At 64.0% G+C, this 20,135-nt stretch carries 17 protein-coding genes and 2 pseudogenes; 6 read left to right on the top strand and 13 right to left on the bottom strand.

Annotated features, from left to right (window positions below; genetic code table 11):
• Positions 1-137: 137 nt before the first annotated feature.
• From ACQCSX_RS02240 to ACQCSX_RS02205, 8 genes are all read right to left on the bottom strand, one after another.
• Positions 138-1,115, bottom strand: a complete 978-nt coding sequence (locus ACQCSX_RS02240; RefSeq protein WP_427017470.1) for a sensor histidine kinase — start codon at positions 1,113-1,115, stop codon at positions 138-140.
• Positions 1,108-1,782: a response regulator transcription factor gene (locus ACQCSX_RS02235; protein WP_427017469.1), complete on the bottom strand. Its 675-nt coding sequence runs from the start codon at positions 1,780-1,782 to the stop codon at positions 1,108-1,110. The genes ACQCSX_RS02240 and ACQCSX_RS02235 overlap by 8 nt, the downstream gene beginning before the upstream one ends.
• Positions 1,772-2,473: a DedA family protein gene (locus ACQCSX_RS02230; RefSeq protein ID WP_427017468.1), complete on the bottom strand. Its 702-nt coding sequence runs from the start codon at positions 2,471-2,473 to the stop codon at positions 1,772-1,774. The genes ACQCSX_RS02235 and ACQCSX_RS02230 overlap by 11 nt, the downstream gene beginning before the upstream one ends.
• Before the next feature lie 10 nt (positions 2,474-2,483).
• Complete coding sequence (locus tag ACQCSX_RS02225) at positions 2,484-3,101, bottom strand: phosphatase PAP2 family protein (RefSeq protein WP_427017467.1); 618 nt, start codon at positions 3,099-3,101, stop codon at positions 2,484-2,486.
• Between the two features lie 308 nt (positions 3,102-3,409).
• Positions 3,410-4,042, bottom strand: coding sequence for a DedA family protein (locus ACQCSX_RS02220; protein ID WP_427017466.1), 633 nt, complete (start codon positions 4,040-4,042; stop codon positions 3,410-3,412).
• Between the two features lie 608 nt (positions 4,043-4,650).
• Complete coding sequence (locus tag ACQCSX_RS02215; RefSeq protein WP_427017465.1) at positions 4,651-5,142, bottom strand: hypothetical protein; 492 nt, start codon at positions 5,140-5,142, stop codon at positions 4,651-4,653.
• A gap of 854 nt (positions 5,143-5,996) precedes the next feature.
• A complete protein-coding gene (locus tag ACQCSX_RS02210) occupies positions 5,997-6,332 on the bottom strand; it encodes a VOC family protein (protein ID WP_427017464.1) in 336 nt (111 codons plus the stop codon).
• 160 nt (positions 6,333-6,492) lie between these two features.
• Entirely contained in the window at positions 6,493-6,732 is a 240-nt protein-coding gene (locus ACQCSX_RS02205) for a DUF2188 domain-containing protein (RefSeq protein ID WP_427017463.1), read from the bottom strand.
• A gap of 188 nt (positions 6,733-6,920) precedes the next feature.
• Between ACQCSX_RS02205 and ACQCSX_RS02200 the strand changes: the two genes are divergently transcribed.
• Positions 6,921-7,814, top strand: a complete 894-nt coding sequence (locus ACQCSX_RS02200) for an undecaprenyl-diphosphate phosphatase (protein ID WP_427017462.1) — start codon at positions 6,921-6,923, stop codon at positions 7,812-7,814.
• Between the two features lie 152 nt (positions 7,815-7,966).
• Here the strand turns inward: ACQCSX_RS02200 and ACQCSX_RS02195 are convergent, their stop codons facing one another.
• Positions 7,967-8,392, bottom strand: coding sequence for a hypothetical protein (locus ACQCSX_RS02195; RefSeq protein ID WP_427017461.1), 426 nt, complete (start codon positions 8,390-8,392; stop codon positions 7,967-7,969).
• 662 nt (positions 8,393-9,054) lie between these two features.
• Between ACQCSX_RS02195 and ACQCSX_RS02190 the strand changes: the two genes are divergently transcribed.
• Positions 9,055-9,402 carry a hypothetical protein gene (locus ACQCSX_RS02190; protein WP_427017460.1) on the top strand — a complete coding sequence of 116 codons (348 nt, stop codon included), beginning with the start codon at positions 9,055-9,057 and terminating at the stop codon, positions 9,400-9,402.
• A 149-nt stretch (positions 9,403-9,551) separates the two neighbouring features.
• On the opposite strand, the pseudogene ACQCSX_RS02185 reads toward ACQCSX_RS02190, so the two are convergent.
• Positions 9,552-10,432: pseudogene (locus ACQCSX_RS02185) on the bottom strand (IS982 family transposase).
• Between the two features lie 193 nt (positions 10,433-10,625).
• Here ACQCSX_RS02185 and ACQCSX_RS02180 point away from each other — a divergent pair.
• Together ACQCSX_RS02180 and ACQCSX_RS02175 are read left to right on the top strand one after the other, a co-directional pair.
• Positions 10,626-11,974 (top strand): annotated as a pseudogene (locus ACQCSX_RS02180) (DDE-type integrase/transposase/recombinase).
• Positions 11,975-12,224: 250 nt separating this feature from the next.
• Positions 12,225-13,574: a DDE-type integrase/transposase/recombinase gene (locus tag ACQCSX_RS02175; RefSeq protein WP_427016402.1), complete on the top strand. Its 1,350-nt coding sequence runs from the start codon at positions 12,225-12,227 to the stop codon at positions 13,572-13,574.
• 661 nt (positions 13,575-14,235) lie between these two features.
• Here ACQCSX_RS02175 and ACQCSX_RS02170 read toward each other — a convergent pair.
• Positions 14,236-14,988, bottom strand: a complete 753-nt coding sequence (locus ACQCSX_RS02170; protein ID WP_427017459.1) for a phosphatase PAP2 family protein — start codon at positions 14,986-14,988, stop codon at positions 14,236-14,238.
• 195 nt (positions 14,989-15,183) lie between these two features.
• On the opposite strand from ACQCSX_RS02170, the gene ACQCSX_RS02165 reads away from it, so the two are divergent.
• Positions 15,184-16,038 carry a DUF1206 domain-containing protein gene (locus tag ACQCSX_RS02165; RefSeq protein ID WP_427017458.1) on the top strand — a complete coding sequence of 285 codons (855 nt, stop codon included), beginning with the start codon at positions 15,184-15,186 and terminating at the stop codon, positions 16,036-16,038.
• Between the two features lie 70 nt (positions 16,039-16,108).
• On the opposite strand, the gene ACQCSX_RS02160 is transcribed toward ACQCSX_RS02165, so the two are convergent.
• Entirely contained in the window at positions 16,109-16,795 is a 687-nt protein-coding gene (locus ACQCSX_RS02160; RefSeq protein WP_427017457.1) for a phosphatase PAP2 family protein, read from the bottom strand.
• 60 nt (positions 16,796-16,855) lie between these two features.
• Here ACQCSX_RS02160 and ACQCSX_RS02155 point away from each other — a divergent pair, with 60 nt between their 5' ends.
• Positions 16,856-17,944, top strand: a complete 1,089-nt coding sequence (locus ACQCSX_RS02155) for an IS630 family transposase (RefSeq protein ID WP_427015746.1) — start codon at positions 16,856-16,858, stop codon at positions 17,942-17,944.
• A 28-nt stretch (positions 17,945-17,972) separates the two neighbouring features.
• Here ACQCSX_RS02155 and ACQCSX_RS02150 read toward each other — a convergent pair whose 3' ends face one another.
• The gene (locus ACQCSX_RS02150; RefSeq protein WP_427017456.1) at positions 17,973-18,989 is read right to left on the bottom strand and encodes a diacylglycerol/lipid kinase family protein; all 1,017 of its coding nucleotides are present in this window, start codon (positions 18,987-18,989) and stop codon (positions 17,973-17,975) included.
• Positions 18,990-20,135 lie beyond the last annotated feature (1,146 nt).

Here is a 20,135-nt window from a genome sequence, read left to right as displayed (position 1 = left end):
AGAGTCCTGGTGCCCTCAGCCCCGACGCCGTCCCTGGGTTCCGGCACAGAACCGGCGCGGATGAACCAGTGCTTCCGGGGTCTTGTTGCCGCCACCTGGGCGGCCAGGTGTGCCGCAGAATGATCCGGTAAACGAGGTCAGCCGCCGGCCAGGGGCAGCGTAATTTTCATGACGGTCCCATGGTGGCCGGTCGAGGCTATTTCCACGGTTCCGCCGGCGGCTGTGGTGATTTCACGGACGAGGGCCAGTCCGATGCCGAAGCTTCTCCGCCGTTGCGTCTCTTTGCCGTCGGTGTGGACGAACCGTTCAAAGATTCTGTCCCCGTCAACTCCTGTGATCCCTGTGCCGGTGTCGGCGACGGTGATCACCGCGTGGCCTTTCTGCACGGCAGTTGCTATGGTGATCTGCCCCCCGGCCGGGGTGTGTGCGAGGGCATTGTCGGCGAGGGCGAGAATGGCGCGGCGCACACTGTTCGTCCCGATCCGTGCCTGCGGGCTGCCGTCCGCGGAGAAGACGACACTGATGTCCTTCTCCCGGGCGATCTGTTGCAGGCTCTCCGCCACCTCGCCTGCGACGCGGGCCATATCGGTCGGTTCTGCCGCCGGGTCCGGTCGGCTGCCCATGGCGGCCAGGAGCAGTTCGTTGACGATGGCCGTGAGCGCCGAGGTGTCCTGCCGGATCCGGGCAAGGGCCTGGCCTGCTCCGGAGTCGGCGGCTGCTTCGCGCTGGGCGAGTTGGATGCGGGCGTCCAGTATGGCCAGCGGGGTGCGCAGTTCATGGCTGGCGTCCTGAACGAAGCGCCGCTGCAGAGCCAGGGCCTCACCCAGGGGCCGGATCGCGCTGCGTGCACTGAGCCAGCCGGCGCCTCCTGCGAGCACGATTCCCGCCGCCCCCGCAACGATCATGCCGGCGATCATGTCAGTGGAATCCAGGTAGACGTAGACGGAGCCGGGTTCACCGGTCCCGGGCACATGCGGGTGCCCGGCCCGGTAGAGCAGGTACAGGACTCCGGCGGCGAGGAAGCAGAGAACCATGACAGCGCAGGCAGCGCTAACCCGCACAGCGACCCTGAGGGAGGCCTTGCGAAGAGTGGACCGGTCCGGGCTTTCACTCATGGGCATCACCAATCTGATAGCCGACGCCGTGAACGGTGCGGATGGCCGTTTTGGAGATTTTCCGGCGCAGGTGATGGACGTAGGTGTCGATCACGCCCGGCTGGTCCGCCGGGTGGAACAGTGCGGTGAGCAGTTCCTCGCGGGTGAAGACCCGGCCCGGTTCCACTGCCAGGGCCGCGAGGAGTTCGGTTTCCTTCCCCGTCAGGGACACGAGCTGCCCGTAGATGGACCGGACGGAGCGCGATGCCGGATTCAGTTCCCAGTCACCAAGGGCCAGTGGCGCCTGGGCCGGCGCGTACGTGCGTGTCAGGGCGCGCAGCCGCGCGCTAAGCTCTGCAGCGTCGAATGGTTTGGTGATGTAGTCGTTCGCGCCGGCATCCAGGCCTGCGACCTTCTCCTCCGTCGCACCGAGCGCGGTCAGGATCAGGACCGGGGTCGTGACGCCTTTTGACCGCAGGGCCGTGATCAGTGCAATCCCATCGATGACGGGCAGTCCGCGGTCGATGACCATCACCTCCCAGACCCCGGTCAAGGCCAGGTGGAGCCCGTCAACGCCATTGGCAGCAAGCCGGACCCGGTAGTCAGTCTCCAGGAGTTCGGCGGTGAGCGGTCCCAGTACCGGATCGTCTTCGACCAGCAGGAGAGAGGGCCGGGGATCAGTTGTCATGGGCCCATTCTTCCGCGGCCTGCGGTGCCTGAGCCGCGGCACTGTGTTTGCGGCGTTTAAGGTATCCAACGCCCCCGGGCACGACCGAGAGGAGGACCATGGCGACGGCTATGACATCGATGTTTTTGGCGACTATCTCGTACTGTCCCAGCCAGGTTCCCAGCAGGGTCACCGACGCCGCCCAGGCCAAGGCCCCGGTGACATTCCAGAGGGTGAAGGAACGGTGTCCGTAGCGGGCGATGCCGGCGCTCAGCGGTGCGTAGGTCCGCACGATCGGAACAAACCGTGCCAGGACGATGGCGGCCCCGCCGTGACGGTCGAAGAACTCCTCGGTTCTGTTCAAATGCGCGGTCTTGAGAACCCGGGCGTCGTCTTTGAACCACCTGTGCCCGAACCGGCGCCCGAGCATGTAACCGACCTGATCGCCCGCCACGGCCGCGGCGGCAACGACGCCGATCAGCAGCGGCAGGGTCAGCCCCAGTTGCTGGTGCAGGAGTCCGGCCGTGAAGAGCAGTGAATCTCCTGGGAGGAAGGGAAACAGGACACCGGATTCGATGAAGACCATCGCGGCGATCACGCCCAGCGTGGCCGGCCCCAGCCCCTGCAGCAGGGCCGCCGGATCAAAAACCGGCGGGATACCAGCGGATGCGGACAGGGCCGGAACAACTGTCAGGACATGCAGGGTTTGCACGGTGGATTCCTTAGGATCGGGACATACTGGGGGCGGCCGTGAAGGGGTGCCGGTTCATCCACCGGGCTGCGTAGCGGTTCCACAGCCCGGCCAACAAGATCTCGGCTGCGATTGCCGCCGGGAACGAGGCCGCCACATCACTGGGGTAGTGGACGCCGATGTACACGCGGGACCACGCCACAACAACTGCCATCACCGCGCCGGTAACGGCCGTGCCCGTGGCCCAGCGGCTTCCGCGGGCTAGGAAATACAGGGCAAAAGCGAGTGCTACCGCGAAAGCGACGTGGCCGCTGGGGAAACTGTTGGATCCCGTTTCCGGAGACAGCGGGTCCAACAGCATCGCCGGGTCTGGCCGGTGGCGGGCGATGATGGTCTTGAAGAATTCACTGGCCACCCATCCTGAGGACGCCACCAGAGCGAAGGCTACCGCATTCACCGGGGCGCGCCGGACGAGCCACAGATACGCACTGATCAGCAGAACGATGAAACCACCTGCCAGCGGCGCATACAAAGTGTTCAGCACCATGGCGATCACCGTCAGGGCAGGCACATGATGGCTGCTCAGCCCCTGGTCCACACCCAGTTCGGCGGTGCTGAATCCGGGCACGAGCTGTGCACCCAGGCCCACGGCTATCACTGCCACGGACAACAGGAGAACCCAGAGCACCCAGCGCCTGGGCCGGGGCAGCACGGATAGGCGCGTGCTGGGACCGGGCCTCTGGGCTTCCGTCAGGGGCTGTTCGGCAAGATGGTCATCGTGGTCTGGTCCGGGCATGGGTTCTCCGATTCGGGCGGCGGCGGCCAGTCCCGGCCGCCTGCATCCCACTGTCCCCCACGGCTTTTAAGAATTCCTTAAGAAAAACCGCCGGCCCGGTCGCTCCTTCACCCACCAAGGTGCCGGGGTTGACCTGGAAGCGACCGATCCGCATCGGAGCGTCATTGGCGCTCCGACGACTCGGTGCGGCGCCGCTCCCGCTGTGACCTCCGCACCCGCCAGATGAGGATGCCGATCACGGCCACCGCCCCGATGATGACGGCAAGGTCCCGCCCAACAGCCTTCGCCACGACCTCGTAGGAATTGCCGGCCAGAAAGCCCAGCAGGACAAAGCCTGCACCCCAGACCAGGCCGCCCGCGGCGTTGAAGACCAGAAACCGCGGATAGGGCATGTGCGACGTCCCCGCCAGGGCCGGCATGACCGCCCGGAAGAAGGCAACAAAGCGCCCCAGGAAAACAGCTGCTCCGCCCCTGCGGCGGAGAAAATCCTGCGCCTCGCCGAGTCTTTTTCGTTTTCTTCGGAAGGCGCGCAGATCAAGGATGCGGGGGCCCACGTGCTTGCCGATCTCGTAACCCACTGAATCCCCGATGATGGCGGCGAGAACAACCAGGGCCATCATCAACCACAACTGCACATTCCCGCGGCTGGCGACCACCCCGCCCAGCACGGCAGCTGTCTCCCCGGGCAGGACAAACCCCACGAACAACGCGTCTTCGGCGAAGACCAGGCACGCCACGATCACGTAGGCCAGGGCTGGCGGGACGTTCAGGATACTGTCAACGACCCCGCTCACCGAGGCACTCCTGTTGGGCCGGAGGAACCGCGGCGCTGCCGGTGCGGGAGGTTCAGCGCAGACACTATGCCGGCGCAGGCAGCCCGCGAGAACGATCCGCAGCACGGGGTGGGAATCACTGGTCCACTTTTCACAGATAATCTCCTTAGGCCCGCGCTAGTTCGCCACCTGCACTGCCGGGCGGCGGCCACGTCGACCGCCTGTGGCGCGATGTAGCCGACACTACATCCATCATTGTCCGGGCTGAAACCCCAGAATCGCCCACGGCCGAGGGCCACGCCGCAAGCTGAACGCCGTGTCGTGATGATCCTGGCACATCACTCACCGTGCGCTCAGTTCCCCCATACCCTGTCCAGGGTGGGCCGGGACATTCGCGGATCATGCGCAACCCGTGTGGCCGGCGCTCTCGACTATTCCGTGAAAGCGATGCCGGCAGACAGGGCTATGAAACCGACAACGAGTCACGTCCAACAGCGTGGTGAATCGCCCTCACCCGGTGATCCACGGTCGTCCCAGGCACCGGGCGTCGGTCTTGGTGGGTGTCCCTCAGGCGGACCTGCGCCGGTGAATGGTTCACCATCATATTCCTCCGCGTCGGGCCCCGCCCGTTAAAGGCCCAGATCTGCCAGTGCCGTTACCCAGTCGCGGGCAATCGCCTGCGGCGCGGCGCCCAGCCTCACGCTACGGTCGCAGACCGCCTGGTGCAGGGCGTCCTCGACCGCGTCCTTGGGGTTGGCGGTGCCTGTGGCCCCAAGGCGGTTGGGTTCGGGCCACAGGTTCGACGCCGAGTTGGCCCCGCCCAGTTCCAAGGAGACCAGATGGTCCAGCTCGATCGTCGGATTTCCGGCCTCGCCATAGGCGGCCAGGGCCGTGGCCTTGAACCTGTCGGTCGCGGAGGCCGGTGGCCGGACCGTTGCCGTGTACCCGGGCGTGCAGATCGTGGCCGCAATGTTCTCCTGCGTGACGGCCGGGTCAATGGCCCCGGGGGTGCAGCTCGGATCCGGCAGGTCATCCCCGACGGTGGCATTGACCCTGCCCACGGCGCACTGGCCGGGGGCAAGCCGTTCGTCAAGGGCCACCGCACCCGGCGAATGAACCATCCTCAAACTGAACGTGGCCGGTGCGGACCCCGCAGGCCCGGCTGAAGTGCCCACCCTGGACTGCCTGCGGATGGCAGCGCCTGCCACCACTGCGATCACGGCCAGAACCACGACTGCAAGGACGATCAGGACGATCCTTCGTTTCTTCCGGTTCATACCTCCATTACAACGCCGACGTGCTGGAAAACATCTGGGAGTCAGCCACGGCCCATAGCACCCAGTTGATCCGAATCCCTTGACCGCCGGCTTGCGTCCGGCCCGCGGCACAGGCTTGGCCCTGGCCTGCGGCAATGTACGACTAGAAGGCTACAGTCGCGTTCGTGTTTTGCGTTGCCGTTTCCTGCAGTGGTGTCGGCGGACATTATGTAGGTGTTTCCGGCGCCAACGTGCGAGGTCCAGGACATAGCCGAGGTCCGGACTGTATGACCAGGCCAGGCAGGTGATGAGGTGTCGGTTTTCGGGCCGGAGAACGCTGCGGGCCCACCTGTCGGGATCCAGCAGAGCGGGTCCGCCACGCGGACCCGGCCAAGCCTGGGACCGCCGCATCGGCACGCTTGCCGGCACCCAGGTACAAACCGTTCTTGACGAGGACGCATTGGGAGACCGGGACCGCGAGATCATAGTAGATACCGCGTTTCTCCAGGGCGCGGCGCAGCATGCCGATGGCCAGCGCGGGCTTGGTCCTGAACCGGCGCCCCTCCGGGACACCCGCTCCCGCGCGCAGGGCCGGACCGTGGGCCCATTCCTGAGCATCCGCCACACAAATATCATCACCCACCGGACAGGATCTAACACGGACGCCGCTAAACGTCCAATCAAAACCTTGACCAGAATCAAACGCGACTGTAGTACAACTATGCGTTGCCGGACTGGGCCAAATACAGTTCGTTGCCGTCCGGATCGGTGAAGAAGGCCAACCTGACGCCACCGCCGTCGGACATGGATCCACGAAAGACCACACCCCGGCTCTCCAGCGTCCGGACCACCCCGTCAATCGGCTCGTCCACCCCGAGTCCAACACTGATCGAGCCGGCGGTGCCCGGCACGGGACTGTGCGGGCCGGCCGGATGCAGGCCGAGCAGCAACCCGTCGCCGGCGTCAATGCTGGCCCAATGGTTGCCCGCGCGGACATCCAGGCGAAGACCCAGAGTTTCCGTGTAGAACTTGACCGCACGGTCCATATCGCTCACGTAATATGGTCGCGTTCCCGCCCTTGATCATAGGGGAACTATAACGCCGTACCCCGTCCTGTGCACGGGTGGCCGGACAAAGGCGCCTGCTTCACTGGGATCGTGAATCAAGCGCCTTGTTCAGTGCTGCCGTGCTGCTGTCGTGCCCCTGGCCGGCCGGTCAGTTCAGGTCGTATTCCCGGTAGGGGTGCCCGTCAAGGGCGTGCATGACGAGGTGGGCCGGATGGGTCCCGGCCTCTTCGTGCGCTGCTGCCACAGCCTCTTTCTGGGTGTGGAAGTACTCGTGCTTGCTGGTCCGGAACTTGTGCAGATCCCACTTCTTGCCGTCCGTGCCCTCACACGGCAGCACGTGATAGACGTGGCGCCTCACAGCAGTCTTCTCAAGGGTCGCAGTGGCCATGGCATTCTCCTCAGTGTTATTCCACCTCGTTGGTCCAGGCTTCGCCACTAGCACCCACCAGGCCGCAGCACAAGCCATGTGTCCAGTCCACTCCTGCCACTGCGGAAAGACAAGGGGAAATTGGGCTGCACCATCATGAAACCCTCCGGGTTAACCCGCTGGTAACCGCACGTTGATAAGTTCACGGCATGATAAATACGATTCAGGCCGCGATCCTGGGCCTGCTCCAAGGCATCACGGAACTCTTCCCCATCTCCAGCCTTGGCCACAGCGTCATCCTGCCGCGACTGTTCGGCTGGAATCTCGATCAAGATGCCCCCGCGTTCCTGACGTTCCTCATCGCCACCCATCTGGCCACAGCCATCGTCTTGTTTGTCTTCTTCCTCAAGGACTGGATCGAAATCTTCAAAGGCCTGGGCCGTTCCCTCCGCGACCGGAAGGTCACCCCGAGCGATACCTATGCGAAGCTTGGCTGGCTGCTCGTGCTGGGAACCGTGCCCGCAGGAATCCTGGGTCTGGTGCTGGAGAAACCGATCCGCATCCTGTTCGCGTCCCCGCTGATCGCGGCCGCGTTCCTGGTGGTCAATGGCCTGGTGCTTTTCGCCGCCGAGCGTTTGCGCACGCGGGACCAGCAGCGCACCGCCGCGCATTCTCCCGACGTTGCAGCCACGGACGGTGCGGCCTCGGATGCGCAAATCGCCACGCTGTCCTGGAAACAGGCCCTGGGCATCGGGGCGGCCCAGGCCGCAGCCTTGGTGCCCGGCATTTCCAGATCGGGATCCTCGATGGTGGGCGGGCTGCTGTCCGGATTGAGCAATGAAAATGCCGCCCGCTTCAGCTTCCTGCTGGCCACCCCGATCATCGGCGCGGCCGCGCTGCTGAAACTGCCGGCGGTCTTCGGCCCCGACATGGCCGATGAACGCGGCGCCTTCCTGGTCGGGGCCTTGTGTTCGGCCGTTGCCGCCTGGTTTTCCACGAAGTTCCTGCTGCGGTTTTTCGAAACCAGAACGTTGATGCCGTTCGCCGTCTATTGCCTGGTGGGAGGCATCGTCTACTTCACGCTCATGCTCATCATCCGCTAAAGCCTGCCGCTGCAGGAGCACCGGGCATGGAAAAGGAACCTCACAGTAGCGTGGTCCCTCTTCCACTCTTCCGGGTCCAGGTCGGGCCAATTCTGGCCCGACCTGGATTGTCCGGAACGGATGCGTTTTCCGGGTGCTCGGTTGAAGACCAGCTAGCCGTTGGACCCTTGTGCGGCCTTCGGGGCGCCGCCGGGCCCTCCGGTCTCCGTGGACGTCACGGTGAATGAGGCATCAAGCTTCACCGTGGCGGCGGAACCATCCGCCGTGAGGATGTGTGCCTCGTAGGCGGCGCCCTCGGCGTCGGTTTCAACCCGCTGGATCGTTGCCCCGGGATCGGCCGCCAACACCGAGGCCGTGGCCTTCGCCGCCGCGTCCCCCGTCAACAGCACCTCGGTGATGCCGTTGGCCTGGTGTCCTCCCTTGGACGGATCCGGCGCCACGGCGGTGGATGAGACGGAAGCGGTCGCAGTCGTCGTGTCGGCCGCGTTGGCGGGCAACGCGGCCGCGGTCAGAGCACCCCCGCCGATCACCGCCGCGAGAAACAGTCCCCCAATTGCTGACTTTCTTACCTTGTTCATCGGACTCTCCTTTGATGGGTGTTCCATGGAACCGGAACACCTTCCATCCTGAGCGGCGCAACTTGTGGTGGCCTATGCCACGTCTATGCACGGGCTGTGCAACGAGGACATCCACGCAATGCCACTCTGATCTGGCCTGGAACAAATGGGTGACTTGTGAAAAGTGAACCATTCGACGCTCAGGTTTGCCGCGTGTTGTAGCGGCCTGGATTAGTCGGGCATGCACGGAACCTGCCCGACTCCGCAGAATGGACGGGGCACCCGGCCGCACCCTCGGCGCCATCGCCCACACCAAACACAGCGGTCAGCAATGGCACCGGCAGTCCTCTGGGGGATACCGTCGACCAGGCAAACCACAGAAGGTGGGATACCGCGACCTCAAGTAGCGAGGCCACCGGGACCCCGTCGAACCGCCCTCGCAGGGTGGTGGATTGCCCAACCTTTCCAGGAAATCACGACCCGTCGGTTCCCGCACGGCCATTTAGCTGCACCCGCGGCGATAAACAAGTACCCACCACTCGTGGCGTTGCCCCTGCTTTCCTGCAAACTGGTCTCACATCCGGGCCCGGGCCCCGGCAGCCGCATCTTCAGGAATGCTGCCGGGGTCCGGGCCGGTTGTGGCTGAACCCCATTATTCGGTCCCGTTCGGCATTAGGAGTCCCGTGTTCAAACTCAAACACCCCGTCATCCGCACCGCAGCAGCCTCCGCAGGGGTTGCCGGCAGCCATCTGCTCACCGTGCACGTCAGCCGCAGCAACTGGCCGGCGGGCTATGGCGGCGGCGTCAAGTCCGTACAGCTCGCCGTCGTGCCGTCCTCCAAGAGTGCCCCCTACCCCGTCGCAGGAGATTCGGAAACATTCACCATCCCCGGCACAGCGCAGCTTTACACGATCGCCGGAGGCATCACCTGCGGAAGGTCCTGGTGGAACTCGCCGGCCCCATCGGTCCCCAGCACCAACCTGACGAAGTGGGTACAACTCTCGTCCACCCAACGGGACATGTACGTCTAAACCCTGACGATGGCGCCGGTTCCGGCCGGCGCCATCGGATAGCGTGACCGCTGGGGGGCAGAAACCAATGGCCCTTGACAATCGTATTGGGCAGGCCCGGGATGTAAGGAGCACCGAACCTCCGGCTAGATGATTAAGTCCTATTGGTTTTAGTGGTCATAGGCGATGAGTGAGCGTTTGCGGGGTGCGTTGATGCGCCAGTTGTGCCAGATTCCGGCGGCGAGGGCCAATAGGCGTGCGCCGACCCCGGCGTAGACGCCTTCGAGGGTCCGTCCGCCGTGGTATTCGAGGCCGAGTTGGCCTTTGAGGGTGTCAAAGACCGATTCGATCCATTGCCGGATGCCCCCGAGTCTGCCGAAGCGGGGTTTCTCGTCCTTGCGGTCGGGCCGGATCAGTGTGGCGCCGAGGTCCTTGCCGGCGAAGCCCAAGTCGGCCGAGGATGACCTGCCCGGCCTGAACGAGGTGGTGGTCGTGTTCGAGGAGGGCCTGGGTGGCTTCGCGTTCACCGATTTTGGGGTTGGCCAAGCCCCAGATGATGGGCATGCCCTCGGGGGTGCTGATCAGGTAGAGCCGGAAGCCCCAGAAGTAGCGCGAGTGGGAGGCGCAGTAGCCGTAGCCGGCATGGCCGGAGAGGTCGGAGCGTTTGACCGTTTCCCGGGACGTCCCGCACGGGAGCGGGGTGGAATCGACCAGGCGCAGGAGTTCATGCCAGGACGGGGTGTCCCGGGCCAGCGCCGTGATCGTCGCAGCGTTCAGCGGACCCGCGGCCCGGAAGGCGTTTGTTGTACCCGGACTGGTGCGGAATGCCGGGGAACATGGCGGATAGGTGGGCCCGGGCGTACCGGATCCACCGGGTCTCGGAGGAGAAGCCGAGCAGGTGTTGGGCGACGGCCAGGCACAGCAGTTCCGCGTCGCTGAGCAGTGGTTTGCGTCCCGGCCGCCGGGACCGGGACACGCCAAGACCGGGCAGGACCTGGTCGGTGAGGAAGACGTAAAGTGTGGTCAGGAGAGTGTTGAGTTGAGTGTTCACAAGCCCGACTTAACACTCTCCGCCTTTCTTTAAAAGTGTTATCTCGCAGGACATCGGTAACAGTTCTGCCTCACGACATCGGTGACACAACAGTGCTCCTTGGTGGTGACACTTCACCCCACCTTTTAACCTCGGCAAGCACACAGCCCGCCTCTGGCACGAAGGCCAACGGCGGGCTGCTGAACTGGATTGTGTGAAAAATGATCCAGTTGAACCGACGATACGCCTGGCCATCGCCCGATGGCCAGAAGACGCACCCAGAGGAGCTGTCACAGCGTTTTGCACCGAGAACCACATCAGCCGCAAAACGTTCTACCAAATCCTCAAACGAGCCCGCACCGAAGGACAAGCAGCCGCACTCGAACCCCGTTCCCGCCGCCCGAAGACCTCGCCCAACGCCACCACCGAAACCCTCAAAGACCAAGCCGTCGCCATGCGCAAGTCCATGGAAGACGCAGGCTGGGACCACGGTCCGATCAGCGTGCACGACCAAATGCGCAAGCTTGGCATGCAAACCCCCTCGATTGCGTCCCTGGCCAGGATCTTCAGCGAACGCGGCCTTGTCACCCCGGCCCCGCAGAAGCGTCCCCGCTCCTCCTACCGTTCCTTCCGCTATCCGATGCCCAACGCCTGCTGGCAGCTCGATGCTACCGAGTACGTGGTGGAAGGCGGTCGCAAATGCGTGATCTTCCAGCTGCTCGATGACCATTCCCGCCTGGCCGTGGCCTCGTTAGTGGCAAGGACGGAGAACGGTCCGGACGCGGTGAAGGTCTTCCGCATGGGTGTCGCCGCCCACGGAATACCACAGCGCCTGCTCAGTGACAATGGCGAGGCCCTGAACCCCATCCGTCGGGGCGTGATCAGCGAACTGGTCGCGTACGCCAACAGTCTCGGCGTTGCCACGATTACCGGCAAGCCGTATAAGCCCACGACTCAGGGGAAGAATGAGCGCTTTCATTCGACGCTGTTCAAGTGGTTGAAGAAGCAACCTTTCGCCAAGGACCTGGCCGAACTGCAGGCGCAGGTTGAGGTCTTTGACCAGGCCTACAATACGCAGCGCGGCCATCAGGCCTTGGAGGATCGGATGACACCGCAGGAGGCGTGGATGCCACACCGGTCGCTGAGCCCCTCGCACCCGGGGAATGGATGAAGCACAGCACCACGCCTCCTCCGGGCGTCGGCGAAGCCGTCCTGGCCGTATGGCCCAGTGAAGAGCAATCGCCACCGCCGCAGGACGGTTCAACCCCGGAGCCGGCCAAACTTAGTGCCACGCTGCGCACCGAGCACATGGAGGCGACCGGCAGTCAGCTGATGCGGGTCAATAAGAACAGGTGCCTGCGGGTTGCGGGTGTGGAGCTCTATTTGGGCAAGCTACTACGCAGCGCCATGGTGAAAGTCGTCTGGGATCAGGCGGAGTTGATGGTGATCTCGATGGAGGGTGAATTGATCACGAAATATGACTATCCGTTCCCAGACGGCGTCACGTATCTGAGCTTGAAGCATGCCATTGCAATGTTCCAGAACCCGCCGGAAATGGGGTAAGTGTCACCGATGTCTTGAGACACCGAGTGCTACCGATGTACTGGTGCAGAACTGTCACCGGTGTCTTGAGACATCACAGCCTTTCTTTAAAAGTGTTATCTCGCAGGACATCGGTAACAGTTCTGCCTCACGACATCGGTGACACAACAGTGCTCCTTGGTGGTGACACTTCACCCCACCTTTTAACCTCGGCAAGCACACAGCCCGCCTCTGGCACGAAGGCCAACGGCGGGCTGCTGAACTGGATTGTGTGAAAAATGATCCAGTTGAACCGACGATACGCCTGGCCATCGCCCGATGGCCAGAAGACGCACCCAGAGGAGCTGTCACAGCGTTTTGCACCGAGAACCACATCAGCCGCAAAACGTTCTACCAAATCCTCAAACGAGCCCGCACCGAAGGACAAGCAGCCGCACTCGAACCCCGTTCCCGCCGCCCGAAGACCTCGCCCAACGCCACCACCGAAACCCTCAAAGACCAAGCCGTCGCCATGCGCAAGTCCATGGAAGACGCAGGCTGGGACCACGGTCCGATCAGCGTGCACGACCAAATGCGCAAGCTTGGCATGCAAACCCCCTCGATTGCGTCCCTGGCCAGGATCTTCAGCGAACGCGGCCTTGTCACCCCGGCCCCGCAGAAGCGTCCCCGCTCCTCCTACCGTTCCTTCCGCTATCCGATGCCCAACGCCTGCTGGCAGCTCGATGCTACCGAGTACGTGGTGGAAGGCGGTCGCAAATGCGTGATCTTCCAGCTGCTCGATGACCATTCCCGCCTGGCCGTGGCCTCGTTAGTGGCAAGGACGGAGAACGGTCCGGACGCGGTGAAGGTCTTCCGCATGGGTGTCGCCGCCCACGGAATACCACAGCGCCTGCTCAGTGACAATGGCGAGGCCCTGAACCCCATCCGTCGGGGCGTGATCAGCGAACTGGTCGCGTACGCCAACAGTCTCGGCGTTGCCACGATTACCGGCAAGCCGTATAAGCCCACGACTCAGGGGAAGAATGAGCGCTTTCATTCGACGCTGTTCAAGTGGTTGAAGAAGCAACCTTTCGCCAAGGACCTGGCCGAACTGCAGGCGCAGGTTGAGGTCTTTGACCAGGCCTACAATACGCAGCGCGGCCATCAGGCCTTGGAGGATCGGATGACACCGCAGGAGGCGTGGGATGCCACACCGGTCGCTGAGCCCCTCGCACCCGGGGAATGGATGAAGCACAGCACCACGCCTCCTCCGGGCGTCGGCGAAGCCGTCCTGGCCGTATGGCCCAGTGAAGAGCAATCGCCACCGCCGCAGGACGGTTCAACCCCGGAGCCGGCCAAACTTAGTGCCACGCTGCGCACCGAGCACATGGAGGCGACCGGCAGTCAGCTGATGCGGGTCAATAAGAACAGGTGCCTGCGGGTTGCGGGTGTGGAGCTCTATTTGGGCAAGCTACTACGCAGCGCCATGGTGAAAGTCGTCTGGGATCAGGCGGAGTTGATGGTGATCTCGATGGAGGGTGAATTGATCACGAAATATGACTATCCGTTCCCAGACGGCGTCACGTATCTGAGCTTGAAGCATGCCATTGCAATGTTCCAGAACCCGCCGGAAATGGGGTAAGTGTCACCGATGTCTTGAGACACCGAGTGCTACCGATGTACTGGTGCAGAACTGTCACCGGTGTCTTGAGACATCACAGCCTTTCTTTAAAAGCCCCCGAGCCCTCCAGAACAATAGGACTTACTCATCTAGTGTCGATGCCGGCAGCCATGATGGCTGCCGTGAACAAATTTGACCCCGATTCACCCTGGGCCGAACAGCTCGCGACGGATCTCCATCGCTCGATTCCATCCCCTACTGCGGCAGGCAATCTGCCGGGCCGATGCGTGAATGCCGGCTGCACGGCCGGCATGGACCTCTCCGCACTTCAGCCAAACCGGCGTATGTTCGAACGCTGGTCGTGTTGTTTCCCGTTTCGGGCGGTCGGGAGGCGCTGGCGCCCTGCCTGCGGCGTTGGCTTTTCGCATATTCTGGCGGCCGGTCAGCGCCTACGGCGGAGATGGGCACTGACGATGTGTCCCGTTGCGGCGGCCACGATGAGCGCCGCGAAGAGAAGGGACATGCCCTTGGAGAGGCTCAGTGCACGGCAGGGGCGGAACACCCAGGTCGCCAGTGGGGCGGCAAAACGGCTCAGTCAGGAGGCCGATCAACCCCGGGCCGCGACCTAAAACCTGCACGGGGAATCCACGGTGCGTTGAGTGAATCCGAGCGGGATCGTGCCCTACAGGTGAAAGCCTTTCGCGCGGATGTGCGCGTTTCGTTCTCCGCCGCCCTGCCTCCACGCGTCGGCGGCGATGACCAGGCCAAGGACGGCAATGGAGAGCCCAAGGGATGCTGCGACGTCGGTAAACCAGTGGTATCCCAGATACAGGCGGCAGAGGTCAACCCAGACGATGCCCGCGACTGCGGTGATCGTGCACAGGACGATGCGGGCCACCGACCTGATCCGCGAGCACAGCAGGTACCCGCCAGCCAGCAGGAAGTCGCCCGCCCCGACCGCATGGCCGGAGGGGAAGGACGACGTGGGGTCGAAGCCCATCAACATGAACTCTTCCGGGGGCCGGGGACGGCCTGCGAGGTGCGTGAAAACAAAAGTGAGGAGGACACCGATGACCATCGCGCTTGCCAGGAGCACCGGACGCCACAGGCGTCGGGATGTCAAGGACCATACGACAGTCGTGACGAGAACAATTATGGGCATCCCCACCGGGCCCGAAACCGTCGCGGTCACGGACATGGCTGTGGTGAGGGCCGGCGTCCGCTGGTCCACCAGCCAGGCCAGAATTGCCCGGTCGGCACCGGTCGGACCGCTGCCTCCGGACACCGCTGCAAGCAGGAGGAGAAACCCTGCCGTGCCCACGGCAACGAGCACGCCTGCGGCGATGAAGAGGCCAATGGTTGCCCGTCCTTGCCGAATGCCGGCCACGGCCATTCGGTCGTCCGGCGCCGGGGCGCTATCGTCGGGGAGTGCCATGCCGGGACCCCTAAGACACCGGAATTGATGCCGGGGACTGGCCAATGCTCATCTGTGGGACCCTTCATCCGGTGATTCTCCGTTGAGAGAAACCTACCGCGCCGGCGCTGTGCTGCCTACGGCTGGCCGGCAATGAAGCTTCTCCGGCCCGCGGGTGGGGCGGCCCCGGGGCGGGCGTGGCCCGCTGTGGCCAAAATGGCCATGGATGCGCCGCGCACGTGGTGTTACTCTGTGCCCATGGCGGGTGGAGCTGCGGCCAAGGCCGCACGAAGCGCGACGCGCAGCGGGCCGCTGCGTTTGCTGGCACGGGCCGGCTACGCGGTCAATGGTCTGCTGCATGGCGTGATTGGCATTATCGCCATCGGCGTCGCGATCGGGGCCGGCGGCGGTGAAGCCGACCAATCCGGCGCCCTCGCCAAGCTCGCCGAGGTTCCCGGCGGCGCCGCCCTGCTGTGGGTCATTGTTGTCGGTTTGGCCGCACTCGGGCTGTGGCAGATCGTTCAAACCATCGTCGTGGTGGGTGCTGACCAGAAACGGAAGTGGGCGCACCGCCTTGGCGAATTCGGCAAGGCTGTTGCCTACTTTGCCATTGCCGCCACCACCTTCACCTTTGCGAGGGGCCGGCCGACGAACGCGGTCAACGCAACGTACGATTTCAGCGCCGGGCTGCTTGCTGCTCCCGGCGGCGTCATACTGCTGATCGTGCTCGGCATTGGCGTGCTCGGCATTGGCGGATACTTCTTCTACAAGGGTGCGATGAAGAAATTCACCGACGACATCGTCGTTCCCTCCGGAACAGCCGGTGGGGTCGTCATCATGCTCGGGGTGGTGGGCTACGTCGCGAAAGGGGTCGCCCTCTGTGCCGTGGGAATACTCTTCGTCATCGCGGCAGCCACCCTGGACCCCAGCAAAGCAACTGGCCTCGATGGGGCACTGAAAGCCCTCGTGGCGCTGCCGTTTGGCGCGGCGATTCTCGTTGTGGTGGGGGCAGGGCTCATCGCCTATGGCCTGTATTGCTGCGCGCGGGCGCGCCAGGCCCGGTTGTCCTGAACGCCCATTGGCCGCGGGGCACGCGGCCCCTTGTGCCCGATTCGCAACGCCTGGGGTGTTTTCGGCGCTGTTAGTTCGTGGGATGCGGCGGTGCGAGTTGGTGTTCGCCGTCGATTTTCGCGGCCAACGGCGCCCAGATCACGATCGCGACACCAATTCCAAGGAGCAACGCGCCGATGGTGTCGGTCAGCCAGTGCGCACCCAGGTACGTGCGGCTGAACATCATCACGACCGTGTACCCGATGCCGGCCACCCACACCCAGAGGCGTGGGAAAAGGATGGCAAGAATCGCGGCCATGACCGCCGCGTTGGCCACGTGGCCGGAGGGGAACGACCCGAAATCGACGGTCACCAGAATGTCCTCTGGCCGCGCACGGCCAAACAAATGTTTGAGCAGTTGCACAGCGCCCCCCGTCACCAGAGTGGCCACAAGGTAGTACCCGGCGGCCCAGGGGCGTTTCACCAGCAGCAGGGCGGCAATGACGAGCACCGGAACAATGACTATGGCGACCAAACCCCCGCCGAGAACATTCATGGTGAGCGAGAGGACCTCCCAGACGGGTGCGCGGTGCTCGATCAGCTCCTCCATCCACCCGGTGTCGATGGAGAAGGGCAACCCGTTGTTGCGCAGCACGATGAGTGCCCCCAAGCCACAGGCAAGCGCTAGTGCGGCGATGCCGCTGACCAGCGGCCACCTGCGGGTGACGCGTTTCGCACTTGGTTTGGCGGCGGCCTCGGGGGCCCGATGGGTATCCATGGGGTAATGCTAGTGGTGTGTCTCCAAAATAGTTAATGACTTTGGGTTTAGGCTGGGATCATGTCGAATCCAGCACCCGCCCTGGCCCTTACCGACGCCCAGCGCACCGTCCTGGAAGCGCTGGCCGCATCCCAGGTGGCCTCCCACCGGGAGGTGCAGCGGGCGCAGGTTCTGCTGATGGCCGCCGAGGGCCTGGCCAACGAGTGGATCGCCCGGGTGGTGGGCATCACCCCGGGCACGGTGCGCTCCTGGCGTACCCGCTTCGCCGAGGAAGGCCTGACCAAGCTCGGGAAGGTGCGTGGCGGGCGGGGACGCAAACCGGTGATCCCGCAGTCGACGATCGACGAAATCGTTGAGCTGACACAGAACTCAAAGCCTGAGGGACACACGCATTGGTCGGTGCGCACCATGGCCGCGAAGACCGGGGTCTCCCCGGCGCAGGTGCAACGCATCTGGTCTGCCCGCGGGTTGAAACCGCATCTGGTGAAGACCTTCAAACTCTCCACGGACCCGAAGTTCGAGGAAAAGCTCATCGACGTGTGCGGACTGTATTTGAACCCACCGGAGAACGCGATCGTGTTCTGCATGGACGAGAAGACCTCCATCCAGGCCCTGGACCGCTCCCAGCCGTCGTTGCCGATGACCAGGGGGCGGGCCGGGACGATGACCCACGACTACAAGCGCAACGGAACCACCACGCTCTTCGCGGCCCTGGAGGTCGCAACCGGAAAGGTCATCGGCTCCTGCGTTCCCAAGCACCGCCACGATGAATTCCTGGTGTTCCTGAAAACCATTGAAAAGGAAGTCCCGGCCGGCCTTCAGATCCACCTGGTCATCGACAACTACGCGACGCACAAGCATGCGAACGTGAAGGCGTGGCTGGCCAAACACCCACGGTTCCACCTGCATTTCACCCCGACCTCATCCTCGTGGTTGAACCTGGTGGAGCGGTGGTTCAGGGAGTTGACGGAGAAGGCGCTACGCCGTGGGGTCTTTCATTCAGTGCCTGATTTGATTGCGAAGATCGAGGAATACATCGAGGTGAACAATGCCGACCCGAAGCCTTTGGTGTGGACCGCGGATGCGGAGTCGATCCTGGAAAAAGTGGCTCGTGGCCGGGTTGCGCTCCAAGCCGTCAAGCAAAACTGAGACACTACACTAGATCGCCGGTGGCCGGTTATTCTTCACTGGTTTGGTCATCGACCGCCACCCGCACTGTGAGTGCACCCGGTTCGATCCAGGTTGTGAGGGCCCGGACTGTGCCGAAGCTGTCGCCGTCAAGTTCGATGTCGTGGGACTGGGTGAGGCGGATGGCGAGTTTGCGGCCCTTGACGTAGTGGAGGGCTCGGACAGCTTTGCCGGGTCCCCCGAGTTTGCGTCCGGCCTCGGTGCGGCGGAGCACGCCGTTCTCCCAGAGGACTTTGATGGTGATCTGCAGCCAGCCGAACAAGCCCTTGGGGCGTAGCAGGACGAGTTCGAACATGCCGTCATCGATGGCTGCATCGGGAAGCAGGACGATGTCGGCGGGGAGCGAACCGCAATTGCCGATGATGATGGTGTGGACGCGGGCCGACCGGGCTTCTTTGCCGTCGAGGCTGTAGCGCATCCGAAGCTGTTCTTTGTCGCGCATCGCTGTCAGAAGCCCGCCCACGTAGGCAAGCCAGCCAACCTTCGCCTTGAGCTTGTCGTCGGTGCCCACGAGCATTTTCGCGTCGAGGCCGAGCCCGGCCATGACCAGATAGGCGTGCCGGGTTGTTGATTGGTCGTCACGCTCAATATCGATGAGGGCGAGATCGATGTCGCGGTCGTGGCCTGTGAAGGCGGTGTGGATGGCGTGTTTGGGGCCATCGAGCGTGAGGCCAAGGTTTCGTGCCAAAAGGTTGGCCGTTCCGGATGGCAGCAGTGCGAGGGACGCCCCGCTCCCGTAGAGCACTTCGGCCACCGCCCGCACGGTCCCGTCGCCCCCCGCTGCGATGACAAGGTCCGCGCCGGCAGCGAGGGCCTCTTTCGCAGGGCCCTGGCCGGGGTCATCCCCGCTGGTTTCGAACCAGAGGGTTGGTCCCCACCCGCCGGCTTTTTCCTCCGCCGCGATCACGGCTTTGACCACCGCCAGATCCACCTTGACGGGGTTGTAGACGACGGCAGCCACGCGGGCCGCCGGGACATCGTGGATTGGGGCTCCGAGGGATGACATCAAGCGGCAGCCGGACAGGGCTGGTCGGACGGATTATCAACGCTTGCCGTTGGCCAGGAAGAGGCGGAACTCTTGGAGGTGTCGATGAGGTACTGCACTGACTGCTTGGGCCGTTGCCCAACATTGCTGACCGGCAGCCGGGCCGCGATCACGGCTGTGCCGTCCCGGCGGGGACGCGTTGGGATTGCCTGAGCCGGCCATGGCGTTTCCCGATCGTCTTCGGCCGACCTCGTGCCGACGCGCCGGCGGCTGCCGTGCCTGGTTGTCGCTTGGGTGGGCGCCGTGTACGCGAAGTGGTTGAAACCTTCCGGGTTGCCGATGTGACCAAAGTGTCGGACATATTCCCTCAACAGTCGAGGTGTTGTCTTGGCCGGTAATGCCCGGGTGGATCCCGGACCGGCGTTCGCTGGCATGGCCCTGGGGACCCCAGGAGCAGGTTGACCTGTCCCTCTGCCCAAAAGTTCTTGGTGTGTTTTCCCACGAGGTGCACCTTTCGGTCGTGTTCATTGTGCACCGGTGCGACCCCTCTGCGCCAGAGCCAGCGGTGGCCCAATGATGCCCTGGTGGCCGCTTTCGAAGAATCCTGTGGGACTGCCCGCACAGCGGTGTGTCGACCGGTGAACAACTGCCCAGTGCCATGGGGCCGGGCAGCAGTCAAAAGGCGAACCTGGGACCGAACCGCAGGCCACCGTGTTTTAGGTTTGCTCCGACAGGGTGGCGAAGAAGATGGTCTTTGTCCCATTGCGTGCCTGGACGGGGCGGCACAGGGGCTGGGGCCGCCATGGCCGCCTCCTTGACGGCCGCGGATACCCGGCTCTAGGCCTTGTCACGCACCTCTCGCGCTTGGCCCAGCCGGTCGCGAGGTCAGTGACATCACGGGTGGAACCGGATCTACCCTTCGAATTGCCGTCTTCGCGACCGACAAGGTCGATCTCGATCAGCTTAGGCCGAGCATCGTCCCATTCATCTGCGTCCGCGCCGGAATCGAATCCCTCAGCAGTTTTCCCGGCTTGTTACGGGATCCGCTTCCGGTCCGGTTTCGACCGGTCCGCCCAGTGCCACGGGTCTATCGTTGCCGGGGCGGTCCGGCGGTCCATCGTGATCGTCATCACGGCGCCGATGGCCTTGCGCGCAGGGTTGGCGTGC

The organism is Pseudarthrobacter sp. P1 (assembly GCF_050156935.1).
In the GTDB taxonomy this organism is placed as follows: Bacteria; Actinomycetota; Actinomycetes; order Actinomycetales; family Micrococcaceae; genus Specibacter.
This window is presented reverse-complemented; position numbering and strand designations above follow the sequence as displayed.

Coding starts and splice junctions, on each gene's coding strand:
- ACQCSX_RS02240 (WP_427017470.1), bottom strand. CDS start 1,115: ATGAGTGAAAGCCCGGACCGGTCCACTCTTCGCAAGGCCTCCCTCAGG.
- ACQCSX_RS02235 (WP_427017469.1), bottom strand. CDS start 1,782: ATGACAACTGATCCCCGGCCCTCTCTCCTGCTGGTCGAAGACGATCCG.
- ACQCSX_RS02215 (WP_427017465.1), bottom strand. CDS start 5,142: ATGGTTCATTCGCCGGGTGCGGTGGCCCTTGACGAACGGCTTGCCCCC.
- ACQCSX_RS02205 (WP_427017463.1), bottom strand. CDS start 6,732: ATGGCCACTGCGACCCTTGAGAAGACTGCTGTGAGGCGCCACGTCTAT.
- ACQCSX_RS02200 (WP_427017462.1), top strand. CDS start 6,921: ATGATAAATACGATTCAGGCCGCGATCCTGGGCCTGCTCCAAGGCATC.
- ACQCSX_RS02195 (WP_427017461.1), bottom strand. CDS start 8,392: ATGAACAAGGTAAGAAAGTCAGCAATTGGGGGACTGTTTCTCGCGGCG.
- ACQCSX_RS02170 (WP_427017459.1), bottom strand. CDS start 14,988: ATGGCACTCCCCGACGATAGCGCCCCGGCGCCGGACGACCGAATGGCC.
- ACQCSX_RS02165 (WP_427017458.1), top strand. CDS start 15,184: ATGGCCATGGATGCGCCGCGCACGTGGTGTTACTCTGTGCCCATGGCG.
- ACQCSX_RS02160 (WP_427017457.1), bottom strand. CDS start 16,795: ATGGATACCCATCGGGCCCCCGAGGCCGCCGCCAAACCAAGTGCGAAA.
- ACQCSX_RS02155 (WP_427015746.1), top strand. CDS start 16,856: ATGTCGAATCCAGCACCCGCCCTGGCCCTTACCGACGCCCAGCGCACC.
- ACQCSX_RS02150 (WP_427017456.1), bottom strand. CDS start 18,989: ATGTCATCCCTCGGAGCCCCAATCCACGATGTCCCGGCGGCCCGCGTG.